Consider the following 17576-nt stretch of genomic DNA (forward strand, 5'->3'; position numbering starts at 1 on the left):
TGTCCTAAAGTAGGACCGTTTGTCCGACCTGCTCAATGGAGGCAGCCGTGCACGTACCCGATGGCTTCTTCAACGCGGTGACGTCCGTGTCCGCCGGCGTCGTGGCCGCCGCCGGTGTCGCGGTGTGCCTGCGTGGCGCGCGGCGCGAGCTCGACGACCGGACCGCGCCCATGGCCGGGCTGGTCGCGGCGTTCATCTTCGCCGTGCAGATGCTCAACTTCCCGGTCGCCGCGGGCACCAGCGGTCACCTGATGGGCGGCGCGCTGGCGGCGATACTCGTGGGGCCGTACACAGGGGTGTTGTGCATGGCCGTGGTGCTGCTGGTGCAGGGGGTGTTCTTCGCCGACGGCGGGCTGACGGCGCTCGGCGTCAACGTCACCATCATGGGCCTGGTCACCGTGCTCGTCGGCTGGGGCGTCTTCCGGCTGGTGGCGGGGCTGACCAGGGGCAAGGTGGTGGTGGCGGCGTTCCTGGGCGCGCTGGTCTCGGTGCCGGCCGCGGCGCTCGTGTTCACGCTGCTGTTCGCGATCGGCGGGACCGCGCCGATCGAGGTCGGCGCGGTCGCCGCCGCGATGGGCGGCGTGCACGTGCTGATCGGCGTCGGCGAGGCGGTGATCACGGCCCTGACCGTCGGCGCCGTGCTGGCCGTCCGGCCCGACCTCGTGTACGGCGCCCGCGGCCTGGCCAAGCCGCTGGTCCTGCGCGGCGCCGAGGGCGAGACCACGGTGGACGAGAGCACGGTGGGCGAGCCGCAGCCGGTGGCCGCCGGGCTCAAGCCGTTCCTGCTCGGCGGCGTGGGCGTGACGCTGGTGCTGGCCGGGGTGGTCTCGTTCGTCGCCTCGGGTGACCCCGACGGGCTTGAGGCGGTGGCCGAGAACAAGGGCTTCGGCGACCAGGCCGCCGACCACCTGTTCGGGACGTGGGCGCTGGCCGACTACGGTGATGTCGGCGGGATCCCCGTCGGCGTGGCCGGGATCATCGGCGTGGGCCTGGTGCTGCTGATCGCCGGCGCCGTCGGCTACGCGGCGCGCGGCCGCGGCAAGTCCTCCGACCAGATCAAGGTGTGAGACGTGAGCGCGGGGCACCACCACCAGCTCTACCTGCCGGGCGACTCGGTCGTGCACCGGCTGCCGCCGCAGTGCAAGCTGCTGGCGGTCTTCGCCTTCGCCCTCGTGGTGGTGGCCACCCCGCGCGAGCACTTCTGGGCCTTCGCCGCGTACGCCGTGCTGCTGGCCGGGGTCGCGGCGGCGGCCGGGGTGCCGGCGCCGTACGTGTTGCGGCGGATGGCGATCGAGGTGCCCTTCGTGCTGTTCGCCTTCCTCATCCCGGTGATCGGGCTGGGGGAGCGCACCACGGTGCTGGGGGTCTCGCTGAGCGTGCCCGGCCTGTGGGCGGCCTGGAACATCCTGGCCAAGGCCACGCTCGGGGTGGTCGCGTCGATCCTGCTGGCGGCCACGACGGAGCCACGGACGATTCTCCTGGGGGCGCAGCGGCTGCGGCTGCCCGGCCTGCTGGTGCAGATCGCCATGTTCATGCTCAGATACCTCGACGTGATCATGGACGAGATGCGGCGGATGCGGGTGGCCAGGGAGTCGCGGGGGTTCGAGGCACGGAACTTCCGGCAGATCCCGGTGCTCGCGCGGACGGCCGGCGCGCTGTTCATCCGCTCGTACGAGCGGGGCGAGCGGGTGCATCTGGCCATGCTGAGCAGGGGCTATGCGGGCAGTATGCCGATAATTCAAGACATGACGGCATCCGTACGCCAATGGGGCATCGCGCTGGCCCTGCCCGCCACCGCCCTCGCAGTGTTGGGACTCACCTGGTGAACTCTCTCGAAGTCCGGCAGCTCGCCTACGCCTACCCCGACGGCACGCAGGCGCTGTTCGGCGTGGACCTGACGATCGCCCGCGGCGAGCGGGTGGCCCTGCTCGGCCCCAACGGCGCCGGCAAGACCACGCTCGTCATGCACCTCAACGGCATACTCACCGCCGGGCACGGCACGGTCACCGTGGCCGGCACCCCGGTGCGCAAGGACACGCTCAAGGAGGTCAGGCAGCGCGTCGGCCTGGTCTTCCAGGACCCCGACGACCAGCTCTTCATGCCGACCGTACGCGACGACGTGGCCTTCGGCCCGGCCAACGCGGGTCTGCGCGGCGAGGAGCTGGACCGGGTGGTCAAGGACGCGCTGGAGCGGGTCGGCATGCTGGAGTTCGCCGACCGGCCGCCGCACCACCTGTCGTTCGGCCAGCGCCGCAGGGTGGCGGTGGCCACGGTGCTGGCGATGGCGCCGGAGATCCTGGTGCTCGACGAGCCCTCCTCCAACCTCGACCCGGCCGCGCGCAGGGAGCTGGCGGAGATCCTGCGCTCCCTCGACGTGACGGTGCTCATGGTCACCCACGACCTGCCGTACGCGCTGGAGCTGTGCGAGCGCTCGCTCATCCTCTCGGGCGGCGTGATCGCCGCCGACGGGCCCACGCGCAAGCTGCTCGCCGACACGGACCTGCTGGCCGGACACCGCTTGGAGCTTCCGTACGGGTTCGCGATCCCCGCCGTCTGAGCTCCAGGCCGGAGCGCCGGTTGGAGCGCCGGTTGGAGCGCCGGTTGGAGCAACCGTCCCTAGATGGGTAAAAACCCTGGGCATGGTTCTTGACGGGGCGTTTGGTACGCGTTTCTGCCCGCCTTGTCCCCCCGTATCCGACTTTTCGTGGTTTGTGCATGCCCGCTATCCGGGGATGTCGAAGTACAGTGGCTCATCGAGGAGGGGCCCAATGAAGCTGCGGCTTGCGCGACACGCCCTGGGTGACGCCGTGGTGGTGGCCGTCGAGGGAGAGCTTGACCTGTTCACCGCACCGTTCCTGCGTGACGAGGTGCGCGACGCCATCAAACAGGACGGCGCGCGGCTCGTGCTCGATCTGCAGCAGCTGTCGTTCATGGACTCCAGCGGCCTGTCCGTGCTCATCGAGGCCTGGCGGCTGGCCACGGGCGAGGGCGGCGGAGTGTCCCTGGCCGCGCCCCAGGCGCCGGTGGCCCGCATCCTGCGCACCACCGGCCTCGACCGCCGCATCAAGGTCTATTCCGACGTCGACACGGCCGTGGGCGAGATTTAGCCGCCCCCGAGTAGAACTTCATTCGGTCTGCGGTTAAGGTCCACGTTATGGACGTGAACGGATCTGCAGCAATCATCTCCGGCGGCGCCAGCGGCCTCGGTGAGGCCACCGCCCGCGAGCTGGCCCGCGCCGGCGCCACCGTGGTCGTCGCCGACCTCAACGAGGAGCGCGGCAAGGCCGTCGCCGACGAGATCGGCGGGGTCTTCGCCAGGACGGACGTCTCCGACGACGAGCAGGTGCAGGCGGCCGTCGACGCCGCCGTGGCCACCGGCAAGCCGCTGCGCGTGGTCGTCAACAGCGCCGGCATCGGCTGGGCCGAGCGCACGGTCAACCGCGACGGCAACCCGCACAACCCGGCCTCCTACCGCAAGGTCATCGAGGTCAACCTGATCGGCACGTTCAACCTCATGCGCATCGGCGCCGCGGCGATCGCCAAGACCGAGCCCGCCGACGCCGACGGGCAGCGCGGCGTGGTGATCAACACCGCGTCGGTGGCGGCGCTCGAAGGCCAGACCGGGCAGCTCGCGTACTCGGCCTCCAAGGGCGGCATCGTGGGCATGACCGTCCCGGCCGCGCGCGACCTCGCCGCCATCGGCGTACGGGTGAACACGATCTGCCCCGGCATCATCGACACCCCGATCTACGGCTTCTCGCCCAACGCCGACGAGTTCAAGGCCAAGCTGGTCGCGCCGGTCGTCTTCCCCAAGCGCATGGGCCGCGCCGACGAGTTCGCGCACCTGGTCAGGTCGCTCATCGAGAACGACTACATGAACGCCGAGGTCATCCGCTTCGACGGCGGCATCCGCTTCCAGCCCAAGTGAGGTCTCGTGTCTGACGAAGTGCTCGTCGAAGAGTCCGGCAATGTGGCCATTCTCACCATCAACCGCCCCAAGTCGCGGAACGCGATCAACGGGGCGGTGGCGCGGGGCATGGCCGAGGCGCTGGACGCGCTGGACGCACGTCCCGACATCTCCGCGTACGTCCTGACAGGGGCCAGCGGCACATTCTCCGCCGGCATGGACCTCAAGGGCTTCCTGACCGGCGACATGCCCGTGGTCGAGGGCCGCGGGTTCGGCGGCATCACGGAGGCGCCGCCGAAGAAGCCGCTGGTGGCCGCCGTCGAAGGCTACGCACTGGCGGGCGGGTTCGAGCTGGCGCTGTCGTGTGACGTCATCGTGGCCTCGTCGGAGGCGAAGTTCGGGCTGCCCGAGCCCAAGCGGGGGCTCGTGGCGGGCGCGGGCGGCATCATGCGGCTGCCGCGGCGCATCCCGTACCACGTGGCCATGGAGATCGCGCTGACCGGCGACCACTACCCGGCGGCCCGCCTGTACGAGCTGGGCCTGGTCAACCGCATCACCGAGCCGGGCGCCGCGCTCGAAGGCGCGCTTGAGCTGGCCAAGAAGATCGCCGCGAACGCCCCGCTCGCGCTCATGGCGACCAAGAAGGTCGTCATCGAGTCGCAGGACTGGCCGCTGGACGAGATGTTCAAGAAGCAAGCCGCGATCGTCAACCCGGTCTTCGGGTCGAAGGACGCGATGGAGGGCGCGGCGGCCTTCGCCGAGAAGCGCGCGCCCCAGTGGAAGGGCGAATGACCCCGGCCCCTCCCGCTTTCCCACGAAACGGGAGGGGCTCGCCTTAGCGCAGACATAGCTCCGCCTGGTTACGGTAAAGAGAGAGGAGACGACTCACCGGGAGAGCGCATGAGCGACTATTCGGGTTCCGCTTTCGAATCCGCCAAGCGCGGCGCCGGAGCCCTGCTGTCCGGCGCCCTGAGCGCGCTCATCGTCATGGTGGCGATGCTCGCCGTGATGTGGCTGGTCGAGGGCGTCGACTTCTTCCTCGGCGGCAGCCTCGACCTTGAGTACGGCATCGTCGGCTGGGAGCCTGAAGGGCTGGTCGGCATCATCTTCGCGCCGTTCCTGCACGTCGGGTTCGGCCATCTGATCGCCAACTCGCTGCCGCTGCTCGTGCTGGGCTTCCTGGCGGGGCTGCGCGACATCCGCAAGTTCCTCTGGGCCACCGTGCTGATCATCTTCATCGGCGGCATCGGCACGTGGCTCACCAGCCCTGACGTCTACACCGTCGGGGCCAGCGGCCTGGTGTTCGGCTACTTCGGCTTCATCCTGGCCCGCGGCCTGTTCGACCGCAGGCTGCTGGACATCGTGATCGCCATCGGCGTCGGCGTGGCCTACTGGGGGATCCTCGCGGGCGTGCTGCCCAACCAGCCGGGCATCTCCTGGCAGGGGCACCTGTTCGGGCTCATCGGCGGCGTGGTGGCCGGCTGGGTGCTGCGGCGAAAGCGTGAGCTGCCGCCCGCCACGACGTACCCGTACCTGAGCTAGAGGTGCGAGGCCGTGTGCTCGGCGGGTGAGGACGACAGCAGGCGGTCGATGTAGGCGAGGCCGACGGCCGAGACCACGAACGCCAGGTGGATGATCGTCTGCCACATGATCTTGTCGTTGGGCATCTCACCGGCCCTGATGAACGTCTGCAGCAGATGCACCGACGAGATGCCGATGATGGCGGTGGCCAGCTTGACCTTCAGCACGTTCGCGTTGACGTGGGAGAGCCACTCCGGCTCGTCGGGGTGACCGTTGAGGTTGATGCGCGAGACGAACGTCTCGTAGCCGCCGATGATCACCATGATGAGCAGGTTCGAGATCATCACGACGTCGATCAGCGCCAGCACGGTGAGCATGACGACGGCCTCAGGGGAGGTGCCGTCGGCGGGCGGTGCGGCGTGCAGGAAGACGCCGTCGATGAGATGCCACAGCTCCAGCGCGAACTGCCAGACGTAGACGGCCTGGGCCACGATGAGACCGACATAGAGGGGGACCTGAAGCCAGCGGCTGGCGAACATGAGGTAGCCGAGGCTCTTCGGCCGTGCGGGTCCCGGGCCGAAGGTGGGGGTGGCGGGCAAGGACGTTCCTCATCGTGAGTCGGGCATGAGAAGGCCAGCACCGGGTCGCCGGTGCTGGCCGATGGGTCGGTGCCGGGTGCCGCTAGAGGCGCTCGACCACGTAGTCGACGCAGGTCGTGAGCGCCTCGATGTCGGCCGGGTCGATGGCCGGGAACATCGCGATGCGCAGCTGGTTGCGGCCCAGCTTGCGGTAGGGCTCGGTGTCGACGATGCCGTTGGCGCGCAGCACCTTGGCCACCGCCGCGGCGTCGACGTCGTCGCTGAAGTCGATGGTGCCGACCACCTGCGAGCGGAACTCCGGCGCGGCGAACGGCGTGGCGAAGGACGCCTTCTCGGCCCAGGTGTAGAGGCGCGAGGCGGAGTCGGCGGTGCGGGCGGTGGTCCAGGCCAGGCCGCCGTTGCCGTTCATCCAGTCGAGCTGGTCGGCCAGCAGGAACAGCGTGGCGACCGCCGGCGTGTTGTAGGTCTGGTCCTTCGCGGAGTTGTCGATCGCGACCGGCAGGCTGAAGAACTCGGGCACGTAGCGGCCGCTCGCGGCGATCTCCTCGACCCTGGCCAGGGCGCGCGGCGACATGATCGCGATCCACAGGCCGCCGTCGGAGGCGAAGCTCTTCTGGGGCGCGAAGTAGTAGACGTCGGTCTCGGTGAGGTCGACGGGCAGGCCGCCGGCGCCGGAGGTGGCGTCGACCAGCACCAGCGCGTCGTCGCCGCCGACCCGCTTGATCGGCATGGCCACGCCGGTCGAGGTCTCGTTGTGGGTGAGCGCGTAGGCGTCGACGCCGTCCTCGGCGACCGCCTCGGGGTGGGTGCCGACCTCCGCCTTGATCACGCTCGGCTCGCCCAGCCAGGGCGCCTTCTTGGTGACCGCGGCGAACTTCGAGGAGAACTCGCCGAACGACAGGTGCTGGGACTTGTCGCGGATGAGCCCGAAGGCCGCGATGTCCCAGAACGCGGTGGTGCCGCCGTTGCCCAGCACGACCTGGTAGCCCTCCGGCAGGGAGAACAGGTCGGCGAGGCCCGAGCGCACGCGGCCGACCAGGTTCTTGACCGGCTTCTGGCGGTGGGAGGTGCCCATGAGGCTCGCGCCGGAGGCGGCGAGCGCGGCCAGTTGCTCCGTGCGAACCTTCGAGGGCCCGCAGCCGAAGCGGCCGTCGGCGGGCTTGATGTCAGCGGGAATCACGATGTCAGCCACGTAACGGAGCCTACCGACCTGCGTGGACTGGCTCGTACCGGGTCCGGATTCTGAGACCGCTCGGCGCGTCGCCGGGTCCGGGGAAACCAGAACGGCTACCGCAGGGCCGTGAGGGCCGCGCGGTAGCCGTGGCGGGGGTTCGTACGTGTGTCAGTACTTGCCGGCGACCTCGCCGGCGCCCGGGACCTCGTTCAGGGGGCGAGAGGCCGGGCCGGTGTAGTTGGCGCTGGGGCGGACCAGCCTGCCCGTGCGCTTCTGCTCCAGGATGTGCGCGGCCCAGCCGGCCGTGCGGGCGCAGGTGAACATCGAGGTGAACATGTGGGACGGCACCTCGGCGAAGTCGAGGACCACGGCGGCCCAGTACTCCACGTTGGTGGCCAGCACCCGGTCGGGCTTGCGGGCGTGCAGCTCCTCCAGCGCGGCCTGCTCAAGGGCGGCGGCGACCTCGTAGCGAGGCGCGTCGAGCTCCTTGGCGGTGCGCCGCAGGACGCGGGCACGCGGGTCCTCCGCGCGGTAGACGCGGTGGCCGAAGCCCATGAGACGGTTGCCCTTGTCGAGCTCGCTCTGGACGTACTTCTTGGCGTCGCCGAGCTGCTCGACGCCCTCGATCATGTGCAGGACGCGAGCCGGTGCGCCGCCGTGCAGCGGGCCCGACATGGCGCCCACCGCGCCGGACAGCGCGGCCGCCACGTCGGCCCCGGTGGAGGCGATGACGCGGGCGGTGAACGTCGAGGCGTTCATGCCGTGCTCGGCGGCGGAGGTCCAGTAGGCGTCGATGGCCTTGACGTGCTTGGGGTCGGGCTCACCGCGCCAGCGGATCATGAAGCGTTCGACGATGGTCTTGGCCTCGTCGACCCGGCTCTGCGGCACCATCGGCAGGCCGAGGCCGCGCGCGGACTGCGCGACGAAGGACAGGGCCATCACCGAGGCGCGCGCGAGCTGGTCGCGGGCCTCCTCGTCGCTGATGTCGAGCAGCGGCTTGAAGCCGTAGGCCGGAGCCAGCATGGCCAGCGCGCTCTGCACGTCGACGCGGATGTCTCCGGAGTGGACAGGGATGGGGTAGGGCTCCGCCGGGGGCAGGCCCGGCTGGAACGCGTTGTCGACCAGCAGGCCCCATACGTGCCCGAACGGGACACGGCCGACCAGCTCTTCGATGTCGACGCCCCGGTATCGAAGGGCGCCCCCTTCTTTGTCCGGTTCCGCGATCTCGGTCTCGAAAGCTACGACGCCTTCGAGCCCGGGTTTGAAGTCGGACATTCTCGGCCGCCTCCCTTTCTTGCCATGTTTCGGCAACGCGATGCTGTGCCTTGTCGCGGCCGCCACAGGGGTCTCACAGTCGTTCTCCCCTCGTGCGGGTCCGCTATGTTGATGTCGAGATACCGGCGGGTCAATTTAACCCCCTCCCAGGTCATGGTCGGTCTCGGGACCCGCCGTTCGGGCAAACCCGCTGGTCGAAGGCTGGACCGGACTTTGGGGCCGGACACTGGGGGCGACCCGCTGGCATGCGGCCCCACCATGTGATCCGCCGCATGAGCGCGCAAGAATACCGTCTCGTGGATGCCACCCCGCGCCCGCCCATGCTGGCGGGGCTTCGCCGTACCTACGAGGGCGAGCCGCTGCTCGAGTCGGACCTCGCGGCCGACCCGGTCGATCAGTTCACCACCTGGTTCCAGGAGGCGCTCGACGCCGGCCTGCCCGAACCCAACGCGATGGTCCTCGCCACCGCCTCCGCGGGCGGCCGGCCGAGCGCCAGGACGGTCCTGCTCAAGGGCTACGACGAACGCGGATTCGTCTTCTACACCAACTACGAGTCCCGCAAGGGCCGCGACCTGGGGGAGAACCCGCGCGCGTCCCTGCTGTTCCCCTGGCACCCCGTACGCCGCCAGGTCCGCGTCGAGGGCACCGTGACGCGGCTGCCGCACGAGGAGTCGGCCGAATACTTCTCCTCCCGCCCGTACGGCTCGCGCATCGGCGCGTGGGCCTCCCGGCAGTCGGCCGTGGTGCGGTCGAGGGAGGAGCTGGACGCCCGCTACGCGGAGCTGGCGGCGCGCTGGCCGGAGGATCCGCCGGTGCCCGACTTCTGGGGCGGTTTCCGTGTCCACCCGATCGAGGTGGAGTTCTGGCAGGGACAGCTCGACCGGATGCACGACAGGCTGCGGTACCGGCGGACCCGACCCGGGTGGGTAATAGAACGACTTGCCCCTTAATGTCTTCCGCGTGGCAATCGGGGACCTGCTCAAACGTCATTTCGTCGACACCCGTCCGCTGGGCGTCCCCGCCTACCGGCGGATCTGGACCGGCCAGGCGGTCTCGCACGTCGGTGTCGGCGTCACCGTCGTCGCAGTGGGCCAGCAGGTCTACGAGCTGACCCACTCCTCGTTCTACGTGGGCCTGCTCGGCATGGCCAACCTGATCCCGCTGGTCGTCTTCGGCCTGTGGGGCGGCGCCGTCGCTGACGCCGTCGACCGGCGCAAGCTGCTCATCGCCGGGTCGTTCGTGGCCTGGGCCGCCACGCTGTTCATCCTCGTCCAGGCCATGCTCGGCCTCGACAACGTCTGGCTGATCTTCCTCGCCGTCGCGTTCAACTCCACCGGCTTCGCGATCACCGGGCCCACCAGGGGCGCGATCATCCCGCGCATCCTGGACGCCGAGCTGGTGCCCGCCGCGAACGCGCTCAACTCGCTCGTCTACAGCATGGGCGCGGTCGTCGGGCCGATGATCGGGGCCGTCGCGATGACCAGCGGCGGGTTCGCGTCGGCGTACGCGCTGGACGCCGTGCTCTTCACCGCCAACCTGTACGCGGCGCTCAGGCTGCCCGCGCTGCCGCCGCTGGGCGAGGTGACCCGACCCGGGCTCCGGTCGGTGATCGACGGGCTCAGCTTCATCGCCAAGAGCCCGGTGCTGCTGATGTCGTTCGTCGTGGACATCATCGCGATGGTCCTCGCCATGCCCAGGGCGCTGTTCCCCGAGCTGACCGCGGAGCGCTTCGGCGGCTCCGAGCTGGCGCTCGGCTGGATGACCTCGGCCATGGGCATCGGCTCCGTGGCCGGCGCGCTGTTCTCCGGCTGGGTCGGGAGGGTCAAGCGGCAGGGGGTGGCGCTGTCGATCATCATCGCCGTCTGGGGGCTCGCGGTGGCGGGCGCCGGGCTCGTGCACGACCTGTGGCTGGTGGTGCTGCTCATGGCCGTCGGCGGCGTCGCCGACGTCATCTCCTCGGTCTGGCGGCAGTCGATCCTGCAGCTGTACGCGCCCGACGAGATGCGGGGGCGGCTGCAGGGCGTCTTCATGGTCGTCGTGGCCGGCGGCCCGCGCCTGGGCGAGCTGCGGGCCGGCGCCACCGCGACCGCGTTCGGGCTGACCGGCGCCTGGGTGGGCGGCGGCCTCGCCTGCGCGGTCACCGTCCTGATCGTCGGCCTGTCGGTCTCCGGCTTCCGTAATTACCGCGCCCGCTGAGATCACCGCACCGCCTGCGCGACCGTGAGAGCGTCGTCAGGGGGCTCCCAGGGCCGATCGGGGGCCCGGAGTCAGGCGGCGTGCGCGGCGGCCTTCAGATCCGCCAGGAAGTCCGCGTACGCCGCGTCGCGATCGGGCGCCCGCAGCACCGCCGACGGATGCACCGTGGCGACCGCCACCGCCTCACCGAGCGGCACCGCCTCGCCCCGGTGCCGGGTCACCCGGAACGAGGGCCCGAGCAGCGCCCTGGCCGCCGTCGCCCCCAGCACGACCACCACCTCGGGCCGCACCGCGGCCAGCTCGGCGTCCAGCCACGGATGACAGGCGTCGATCTCGGCCGCCGTCGGCTTCTGATGGATGCGCCGCTTGCCTCTGGGCGTGAACGAGAAGTGCTTGACCGCGTTCGTCAGATATACCTCGTCCCGCGCGATCCCGGCCTCCTCCAGCCCCCGGTCCAGGACGCGGCCGGCGGGCCCCACGAAGGGGTGTCCGCGCCGGTCCTCCTGATCGCCGGGCTGCTCGCCGACCAGCATGAATCTCGCCCGTTCAGGCCCCTCCCCGAACACCGTCTGCGTGGCGTCGCGATAGAGGTCGCAGCCCTCACAACCGGCCGCCGCCGTACGCAGGGAGGCGAGGTCGAGCCGGTCGGGAACGAACGAGGCCGCCCCGTTGTTGCCGTCCTTAACCATCGTCGGTCGTTCTCCCCATAGGGTTCCTGTGACTCCTGTGCCCGAGGTTGACGGGCTCAGTCCCCGCCACGACCGGCGTACCATGCAGTTGGGAGGAGCCTTGACCGCACACGGCCTGATCGATACCACGGAGATGTATCTCCGCACGATTTACGAGCTCGAAGAAGAGGGCATCGTCCCCCTTCGGGCCCGCATCGCGGAGCGTCTCCAGCAGAGCGGCCCCACCGTCAGCCAGACCGTCGCCCGCATGGAGCGCGACGGCCTGGTCCGCGTCGAAGGTGACCGTCACCTGTCGATGACCGACCTGGGCCGCACGCTCGCCACCCGCGTCATGCGCAAGCACCGGCTCGCCGAGTGCCTGCTCACCCAGGTCATCGGCCTGCCCTGGGAAGAGGTGCACATCGAGGCGTGCCGGTGGGAGCACGTCATGTCGGAGTCCGTGGAGTCGCGGCTGGTGACGCTGCTCGACAACCCGACCGTCTGCCCCCACGGCAACCCGATCCCGGGCCTCGCCGAGCTGGGCGCGCGCGAGCCCGTCGAGAGCGGCGCCGACCTGCTCACGACGATGTGCGAGCTGGCCGGCACACGCGACACTCCGGTCGTCGTGCGCCGAATCAGCGAACAAGTGCAAAGCGATCCCGCTGTGATGCTTAAACTCAAGCAAGTTGGGATACAACCCGGACGCGAGGTGACGCTCGCGGCGAGCGACGACGGTGTACGGGTGACAGGTGACGGTGACGCGAACGAGACTCCTGCGGAACTCCCCCGCGATATCGCCGCGCACGTTTTTGTCTCCAAGCGCTGACGCGCGCGCGGCTACTTGGTTGAATCCCTCTAGGGAGGCCCTCCACTCTCCCCTGGCCAAGACTGTTGCAGGAGCGCCCGTGGTCCGTCTTGCAGACACGCCACCCCGAGGAGTGGTCTCCGGATGAAGCGTTGGGGGGATCTGTCACAAGAAGCGGCCGATCACCTGGCTGCCGGGTCGGTGCTCGACCAGGCCGAGATGGCGGTGGTCGTCACCGACCGTTTCAGCAATCTCCTCTATTGGAACCCGTTCGCCGAGAAGCTGTTCGGCGGGCCGGCCAAGTCGTCGCGTGATTCGTCCGGCCTGTCCCTCGGGATCATGGAGAAGGACCACCCGCTCGCCATCGAGCTGGCCAAGCACGTGCTCAAGGGCGGCGTGTGGGAGGGCACGTTCGACGTCCGGCGCGGCGACGGCACGATCGTCTACGTCCGGGCGCAGGCGGTGCCGCTGCGCCACCCCTCGGGGTCGGTGACCGGCATCGTCATGACCGCCAGAGAGGCGCTGCGCAGCAACGAGCGGGAGAAGGACCGCTTCGGGCTGCTCGAGCGCATCGGCGAGCGGCTCGCGGGCTCCCTCTACGTCGAGGAGACGCTCAAGCGGGTCGCCGAGATGCTCGTGCCGCAGTTCGCCGACCACTGCTTCATCGAGCTGATGGAGGGTGACCGGCTCGTCCGCCGGGTCTCTCAGCACGTACAGGGGTGGGCGCCCCCGTCGGGAACATGGAAGCCGGTGGGCGCGGAGATCCGCTACCCCTCCGGCCACTACGCCGACACCGCGCTCCGCCGCCAGGAGACGATCCTGGTCGAAGACTTCGCCGGCAGCCGCTACCCGGCCCCCCACGAGGGCAGCGCCCGGCTGTGCGGCGAGATCGGCATGACCTCCGCCATCGTGGCGCCGCTGCTGGTGCGGGGCGAGACGCTGGGCCTGATGTACCTCGGCCTGTCCAACCTCACCGACCGCCGCAGCCCCCACTACGACGCCTTCGACCGTGACTTCGTGGGCGCCATCGCCACCAGGGTCGCGCTCGCCATCGACAACGCGCTGCTGTTCGAAGAGGAGCGCCACACGGCGGAGTCGTTCCAGAAATACCTGCTGCCGCGCGCGCTGCCGCAGCTCGACGGCCTGCAGATCGCCGTGCGCTACTACCCGGCCGCCCCGCTCGCCTCCCACGGCCAGGGCATCCAGACCCAGGTCGGCGGCGACTGGTACGACGTCATCCCGCTGTCCGCGGGCCGCGTCGGCATCGTGATCGGCGACGTCGAGGGCAGGGGCGCCAAGGCGGCGGCCATCATGGGGCAGCTCAGGGCCGCGCTGCGGGCCTTCGCGCAAGACGACAAGTCGCCGGCCGACATCCTCGCCAGGCTCGACGAGTGGACCCGCATCATCGCCACCCCCGAGCAGGACGACAAGGGCGGCGAGGTCAGCATCCCGCCGATCGTCACCTGCCAATACCTGGTCTACGACGCCTGGTCGCGCCAGCTGTCGTTCGCCAACGCCGGGCACGCGCCGCCGCTGCTGCTGGTCGACGGCGAGTGCCGTGAGCTGGAGATCGAGGAGGTCGGGCAGCCCCTCGGCGTACGCGCCAAGGGCCTGCACGCCGACCTCGTCTACAAGGAGGAGACGGTCTCCCTCCCGCCCGGCGCCGCGCTGCTGCTCTACACCGACGGCCTGGTCGATCGCCGTCCCGGCCGCGACGGCAGCATGCCGAGCGAGGAGGAGACGCTCGGCACGCTGTGCGCGGAGCTGACCAAGGTGTCCGGCGCCGAGGTCGAGCGCATCGCCGACGCCGCCACGGTCGCGGTGCCCGGCGAGATCGACGACGACATGGCGATCCTCGTGGTCCGCTCCAGCGACGTCGACCTCGACGTCGAGGCCCGCACCTTCCCGGCCCAGCCGATCATGGTGGGCGAGGCGCGGCGGATGGCCGCCGAGGCGTTCGCCGACTGGAACGTCCCCGAGGAGCGGGCCGAGCTGGCCTGCCTGCTGGTCTCCGAGGTCGTCACCAACGTGGTGCTGCACGCCGCCGCCGCGGGGGTGCAGCGCAGGGAGCTGGTCGTCGAGGGGCCGCCGCTGCCGTTCGAGGAGTCCTGGGACATGCCGGGCCTCGAAGAGGAGGCCGTCGGCGACAAGGAGTTCACGCTGCGGCTGCGCAGGGGCGAGGAGTCGGTCTGGGTCGAGGTGTTCGACCAGGACCTGCGGCTGCCCCGCATCCGCAGCGCGGGGGAGAACGACGAGGGCGGGCGCGGCCTTTACCTGGTCGACCAGCTCGCCAGGCGTTGGGGATCGCGTCCCACCAGGGAAGGCAAAGCCGTCTGGTTCGAGATTCCCACGCGCGGCAGGTGAGTGTTCTACTGGCGCCATGGACCTGGCCTTCGAACGACGGGGTTCCGGCGAGCCGCTGATCCTCATCCACGGCATCGGTCACCATTGGCAGGCATGGCTGCCGGTGCTCGACCGGCTGGCCGCCGCCCGTACGGTGATCGCGCTCGATCTGCCCGGGTTCGGGGCCTCGCCCGGCCTGCCCGACGGCATCCCCTACACCGCCGAGTCGCTGGCGGACGCGGTGGAGTCGTTCTGCGCGCTGCTCGGCGTGCGCGAGCCGCACGTCGCGGGCAACTCGCTGGGCGGCTACATCGCCCTTGAGCTGGCCTCGCGCGGCGTCGTCCGGACGGCCACCGCGCTGTCTCCCGCCGGGTTCTGGTCCCGCCGCGAGCTGCTCTACTGCCAGGCGGTGCTGCGGGGGCTGCGGGCCATGGCCCGGTCGCTGCCGCCCGAGCAGCTCGCGAAGACCGCCGAGAACCCCCGTCTCCGTACGATCTCCGCCGGCGTCCTGGTCGCCCGCCCCTCCAGGCTCGACCCCGCCGCCCTGATCGCCGCCACCGAGGCGCTGGCCGGCTCGACCGGGTTCGACGAGACGCTGGAGTCGTTCGGCGGGCTGATGCCGCCCGCGCCGCCCAAGACGCCCGTCACGATCGCGTGGGGCGAGCACGACCGGCTGCTGCTGCGCCGCCAGGCCGTACGCGCGGCGCGCTGGTCGGGCCAGCGGGTCAAGCTGCTCAAGGGCTGCGGCCACGTGCCCATGAGCGACGACCCCGAGCTGGTGGCCAGGGTCATCGTGCAGCGTTAGTGCGCGGGGTCCATCGCGTTGCCGATGTACATCGCGGCGAGCATGGCGAACAAGTACGCCTGCAGGAACTGGATGAAGATCTCCAGCGCGGTCATCACGATCGTCATCAGCACCGCGGCGACGCCGATGGGCGCGCCCAGCAAGGTCGGCTGCTCGAACAGGAACCAGAAGCCGACCGCCGAGAAGAACGCCAGCACCATGTGGCCGGCGAACATGTTCGCGAACAGCCGCACGGCGTGGGTGAAGAACGAGGTGACGAAGATGTAGACGAGCTCGAGCGGGGCATAGAGGACGATCGCCAGGAAGCGCGGCAGGCCGGGCGGGAACAACGAGTTCTTGAAGAAGCCGACGAAGCCCTGGTGCTTGAAGCCCATGTAGAGCTTGATCACGTAGGCGATGATCGCCAGCACCGCCGGGAAGGCGATGTGGGAGGTCACCGAGAAGTGCACGCCCGGCACGACGCCCATGACGTTCCAGACCAGGATGAGTGCGAACATGCTCAGCAGCAGCGGCATCCAGCGGTCGGAGTCCTTGCCGAGGAACGGGCGGGCGATCTGCTCGCGGACGAAGGAGTAGGCGTACTCGCCGGCGTTCTGCAGGCCCCTGGGGACGAGCTGCGGCCGGGCGAAGGCGCCCCAGGCCAGCGCGCACACCACCAGGGCGCTCAGCACGGCGAGCAGGACCGGTTTCGTGAGCCAGAAGGGCGCGCCCGCCCATAAGGGCGGGAACTCGAACACATCGGGGCCGGGGGCGTGGAACTCGGGGGCGAGCGACATCGGCTGCTCCTCGGTCAGGACGATACCCACTAAGGTTTTACCATTCGTCTCGGCCGGGCCCCCGAGGGGTTCCCTCAGACCTTCGTCTGGCCCCAGAGCAGCAGCATGACCAGGACGAACACGATCATCACCCCGGCGTAGCCGACCGGGCCGAGCCTGATCGCCCGGCGCACGCGGTTGAGGCCCCAGGCGAACAGCAACGCCAGGAAGATCAGGAGGATCAGGCCGCTGTCCATAGTGCCCAGTATGCGGCGGAATCTCGTTTGTCGCGCTTAACGCGTCAGAATCCGAAGGATCTGCCGATGATCTCCTTCATGATCTCGGTGGTGCCGCCGTAGATCGTCTGGACGCGGCTGTCCAGCCACGCCTTCGCGACCGGGTACTCCGTCATGTAGCCGTAGCCGCCGTGCAGCTGCAGGCAGCGGTCGATGACCTTGGTCTGCAGCTCGGTGGTCCACCACTTGGCCTTGGCGGCGTCCACGGCGGTGAGCCGGCCGGCGTTCAGCGCGACGATGCACTTGTCCACGTAGTGGCGGGCGACCTCCGTCTCGGTGGCCAGCTCGGCGAGGACGAAGCGGGTGTTCTGGAACGAGCCGATGCTGCGGCCGAACGCCTGGCGGGTCTTGCAGTACTCGATCGTCTCCTCCAGCACCGCCTCCGCCGCGGCCACCGCCGCCACCGCGATCGACAGGCGCTCCTGCGGCAGGTTGCCCATGAGCTGGAAGAAGCCCTCACCGTCCTTAGGGCCGAGGCGGTTCGCGACGGGCACTCGTACGTTGTCGAAGAACAGCTCGGCCGTGTCCTGTGCCTTCATGCCGACCTTGTCCAGGTTCCTGCCGCGCCCGAAGCCCTCCATGCCCCGCTCCACCACGACCAGCGTGATGCCGCGCGCGCCCGCCTCCGGGTCGGTCTTGGCCACCACGACGACGAGGTCGGCGTTGATGCCGTTCGTGATGAACGTCTTCTGCCCGTTGAGCACGTAGTGGTCGCCGTCGCGGGCGGCCGTGGTCCTGATGCCCTGCAGGTCGCTGCCGGCGCCCGGCTCGCTCATGGCGATCGCGGTGATCAGCTCGCCGCTGACGAAGCCGGGCAGCCAGCGCTGCTTCTGCTCGTCGTTGGTCAGATCGACGACGTACGGGGCCATGACGTCGTTGTGCAGCGAGAAGCCGAGGCCGCTCGCGCCATGCCGCATGATCTCCTCGACGATGACCGCGTTGAAGCGGAAGTCCCTGACGCCCGCGCCGCCGTGCTCCTCCGGCACCGAGAAGCCGAACATGCCCAGCTCTCCGGCCTTCTTCCAGACCTCGCGCGGGACGATGCCGTCCTTCTCCCACTGGGCGTGGTGCGGCACGACCTCGCGGGCCATGAACTCGCGCACGGTCTCGCGGAAGAGCAGGTGCTCCTCACCGAAGAGATCTCGCTCCATCGAACGCCTCCAGGGGCAGAATTGCATTCTGTTACCGCCACGTATACCCGGTTTCGCTGGGCTGGTGGAGGGGCTGGACAC

The 17576-nt window shown here is 70.0% G+C and carries 19 protein-coding genes; 12 read left to right on the plus strand and 7 right to left on the minus strand.

The genetic code is table 11. The features are described from left to right. Positions 1 to 47: 47 nt before the first annotated feature. From AB0K12_RS00675 to AB0K12_RS00705, 7 genes are all read left to right on the plus strand, one after another. On the plus strand, positions 48 to 1067 hold the full coding sequence (locus tag AB0K12_RS00675) for an energy-coupling factor ABC transporter permease (RefSeq protein WP_364554642.1): 1020 nt from the start codon (positions 48 to 50) through the stop codon (positions 1065 to 1067). A gap of 3 nt (positions 1068 to 1070) precedes the next feature. Continuing rightward, entirely contained in the window at positions 1071 to 1826 is a 756-nt protein-coding gene (gene cbiQ / locus AB0K12_RS00680) for a cobalt ECF transporter T component CbiQ (RefSeq protein ID WP_364554644.1), read from the plus strand. Continuing rightward, positions 1823 to 2557: an ABC transporter ATP-binding protein gene (locus AB0K12_RS00685; protein ID WP_364554646.1), complete on the plus strand. Its 735-nt coding sequence runs from the start codon at positions 1823 to 1825 to the stop codon at positions 2555 to 2557. Before cbiQ ends, AB0K12_RS00685 begins: the two co-directional genes overlap by 4 nt. A 211-nt stretch (positions 2558 to 2768) precedes the next feature. Beyond that, on the plus strand, positions 2769 to 3107 hold the full coding sequence (locus tag AB0K12_RS00690; RefSeq protein ID WP_043624827.1) for an STAS domain-containing protein: 339 nt from the start codon (positions 2769 to 2771) through the stop codon (positions 3105 to 3107). A gap of 47 nt (positions 3108 to 3154) precedes the next feature. Further along, positions 3155 to 3928, plus strand: coding sequence for an SDR family NAD(P)-dependent oxidoreductase (locus AB0K12_RS00695; protein ID WP_364554649.1), 774 nt, complete (start codon positions 3155 to 3157; stop codon positions 3926 to 3928). A 6-nt stretch (positions 3929 to 3934) separates the two neighbouring features. Beyond that, positions 3935 to 4699 carry a crotonase/enoyl-CoA hydratase family protein gene (locus AB0K12_RS00700; protein WP_364554651.1) on the plus strand — a complete coding sequence of 255 codons (765 nt, stop codon included), beginning with the start codon at positions 3935 to 3937 and terminating at the stop codon, positions 4697 to 4699. A gap of 108 nt (positions 4700 to 4807) precedes the next feature. Continuing rightward, positions 4808 to 5449 (plus strand): rhomboid family intramembrane serine protease, encoded by a 642-nt coding sequence (locus tag AB0K12_RS00705; RefSeq protein WP_364554652.1) that lies wholly within the window; start codon positions 4808 to 4810, stop codon positions 5447 to 5449. On the opposite strand, the gene AB0K12_RS00710 is transcribed toward AB0K12_RS00705, so the two are convergent. The 3 genes from AB0K12_RS00710 to AB0K12_RS00720 form a co-directional block, all read right to left on the minus strand. Further along, on the minus strand, positions 5446 to 6027 hold the full coding sequence (locus AB0K12_RS00710; protein ID WP_364554654.1) for a TIGR00645 family protein: 582 nt from the start codon (positions 6025 to 6027) through the stop codon (positions 5446 to 5448). The genes AB0K12_RS00705 and AB0K12_RS00710 overlap by 4 nt on opposite strands. Before the next feature lie 82 nt (positions 6028 to 6109). Beyond that, positions 6110 to 7219 (minus strand): phosphoserine transaminase, encoded by a 1110-nt coding sequence (gene serC, locus AB0K12_RS00715; protein WP_364554656.1) that lies wholly within the window; start codon positions 7217 to 7219, stop codon positions 6110 to 6112. A 150-nt stretch (positions 7220 to 7369) separates the two neighbouring features. Beyond that, positions 7370 to 8476 carry a citrate synthase 2 gene (locus AB0K12_RS00720; protein ID WP_364554658.1) on the minus strand — a complete coding sequence of 369 codons (1107 nt, stop codon included), beginning with the start codon at positions 8474 to 8476 and terminating at the stop codon, positions 7370 to 7372. A gap of 272 nt (positions 8477 to 8748) precedes the next feature. Here AB0K12_RS00720 and pdxH point away from each other — a divergent pair, with 272 nt between their 5' ends. Further along, a complete protein-coding gene (gene pdxH, locus AB0K12_RS00725) occupies positions 8749 to 9426 on the plus strand; it encodes a pyridoxamine 5'-phosphate oxidase (protein ID WP_364554660.1) in 678 nt (225 codons plus the stop codon). 10 nt (positions 9427 to 9436) lie between these two features. Beyond that, positions 9437 to 10672: an MFS transporter gene (locus tag AB0K12_RS00730; RefSeq protein ID WP_364554662.1), complete on the plus strand. Its 1236-nt coding sequence runs from the start codon at positions 9437 to 9439 to the stop codon at positions 10670 to 10672. Between the two features lie 71 nt (positions 10673 to 10743). Here the strand turns inward: AB0K12_RS00730 and AB0K12_RS00735 are convergent, their stop codons facing one another. Beyond that, a complete protein-coding gene (locus tag AB0K12_RS00735; protein WP_364554664.1) occupies positions 10744 to 11361 on the minus strand; it encodes a UdgX family uracil-DNA binding protein in 618 nt (205 codons plus the stop codon). Positions 11362 to 11461: 100 nt separating this feature from the next. Here AB0K12_RS00735 and AB0K12_RS00740 point away from each other — a divergent pair, with 100 nt between their 5' ends. The 3 genes from AB0K12_RS00740 (at position 11462) to AB0K12_RS00750 (ending at position 15293) form a co-directional block, all read left to right on the plus strand. Beyond that, positions 11462 to 12166 (plus strand): metal-dependent transcriptional regulator, encoded by a 705-nt coding sequence (locus AB0K12_RS00740; protein WP_364378185.1) that lies wholly within the window; start codon positions 11462 to 11464, stop codon positions 12164 to 12166. Between the two features lie 123 nt (positions 12167 to 12289). Beyond that, positions 12290 to 14509, plus strand: a complete 2220-nt coding sequence (locus AB0K12_RS00745) for a SpoIIE family protein phosphatase (RefSeq protein WP_364554665.1) — start codon at positions 12290 to 12292, stop codon at positions 14507 to 14509. A 16-nt stretch (positions 14510 to 14525) separates the two neighbouring features. Beyond that, positions 14526 to 15293 carry an alpha/beta fold hydrolase gene (locus AB0K12_RS00750; protein ID WP_364554667.1) on the plus strand — a complete coding sequence of 256 codons (768 nt, stop codon included), beginning with the start codon at positions 14526 to 14528 and terminating at the stop codon, positions 15291 to 15293. On the opposite strand, the gene atpB is transcribed toward AB0K12_RS00750, so the two are convergent. Genes atpB through AB0K12_RS00765 form a run of 3 tightly spaced genes read right to left on the minus strand, consistent with a single transcriptional unit; the run spans position 15290 to position 17495 of the window. Beyond that, complete coding sequence (atpB, locus tag AB0K12_RS00755; protein WP_364554668.1) at positions 15290 to 16099, minus strand: F0F1 ATP synthase subunit A; 810 nt, start codon at positions 16097 to 16099, stop codon at positions 15290 to 15292. The two genes, AB0K12_RS00750 and atpB, sit on opposite strands and share 4 nt — an antisense overlap. A gap of 44 nt (positions 16100 to 16143) precedes the next feature. Next, complete coding sequence (locus AB0K12_RS00760) at positions 16144 to 16305, minus strand: hypothetical protein (protein ID WP_364378193.1); 162 nt, start codon at positions 16303 to 16305, stop codon at positions 16144 to 16146. Between the two features lie 44 nt (positions 16306 to 16349). After that, positions 16350 to 17495, minus strand: coding sequence for an acyl-CoA dehydrogenase family protein (locus tag AB0K12_RS00765; protein ID WP_364554670.1), 1146 nt, complete (start codon positions 17493 to 17495; stop codon positions 16350 to 16352). Positions 17496 to 17576: the final 81 nt, after the last annotated feature.

The sequence above is a fragment of the Nonomuraea sp. NPDC049419 genome, assembly GCF_040676995.1.
Lineage (GTDB): Bacteria > Actinomycetota > Actinomycetes > Streptosporangiales > Streptosporangiaceae > Nonomuraea > Nonomuraea salmonea.

Excerpts from the sequence above, each read along its gene's own strand:
- AB0K12_RS00690 (WP_043624827.1), top strand. The coding sequence starts at position 2,769 with ATGAAGCTGCGGCTTGCGCGACACGCCCTGGGTGACGCCGTGGTGGTG.
- AB0K12_RS00695 (WP_364554649.1), top strand. The coding sequence starts at position 3,155 with ATGGACGTGAACGGATCTGCAGCAATCATCTCCGGCGGCGCCAGCGGC.
- AB0K12_RS00705 (WP_364554652.1), top strand. The coding sequence starts at position 4,808 with ATGAGCGACTATTCGGGTTCCGCTTTCGAATCCGCCAAGCGCGGCGCC.
- AB0K12_RS00720 (WP_364554658.1), bottom strand. The coding sequence starts at position 8,476 with ATGTCCGACTTCAAACCCGGGCTCGAAGGCGTCGTAGCTTTCGAGACC.
- pdxH (WP_364554660.1), top strand. The coding sequence starts at position 8,749 with ATGAGCGCGCAAGAATACCGTCTCGTGGATGCCACCCCGCGCCCGCCC.
- AB0K12_RS00735 (WP_364554664.1), bottom strand. The coding sequence starts at position 11,361 with ATGGTTAAGGACGGCAACAACGGGGCGGCCTCGTTCGTTCCCGACCGG.
- AB0K12_RS00745 (WP_364554665.1), top strand. The coding sequence starts at position 12,290 with ATGAAGCGTTGGGGGGATCTGTCACAAGAAGCGGCCGATCACCTGGCT.
- AB0K12_RS00750 (WP_364554667.1), top strand. The coding sequence starts at position 14,526 with ATGGACCTGGCCTTCGAACGACGGGGTTCCGGCGAGCCGCTGATCCTC.
- AB0K12_RS00760 (WP_364378193.1), bottom strand. The coding sequence starts at position 16,305 with ATGGACAGCGGCCTGATCCTCCTGATCTTCCTGGCGTTGCTGTTCGCC.
- AB0K12_RS00765 (WP_364554670.1), bottom strand. The coding sequence starts at position 17,495 with ATGGAGCGAGATCTCTTCGGTGAGGAGCACCTGCTCTTCCGCGAGACC.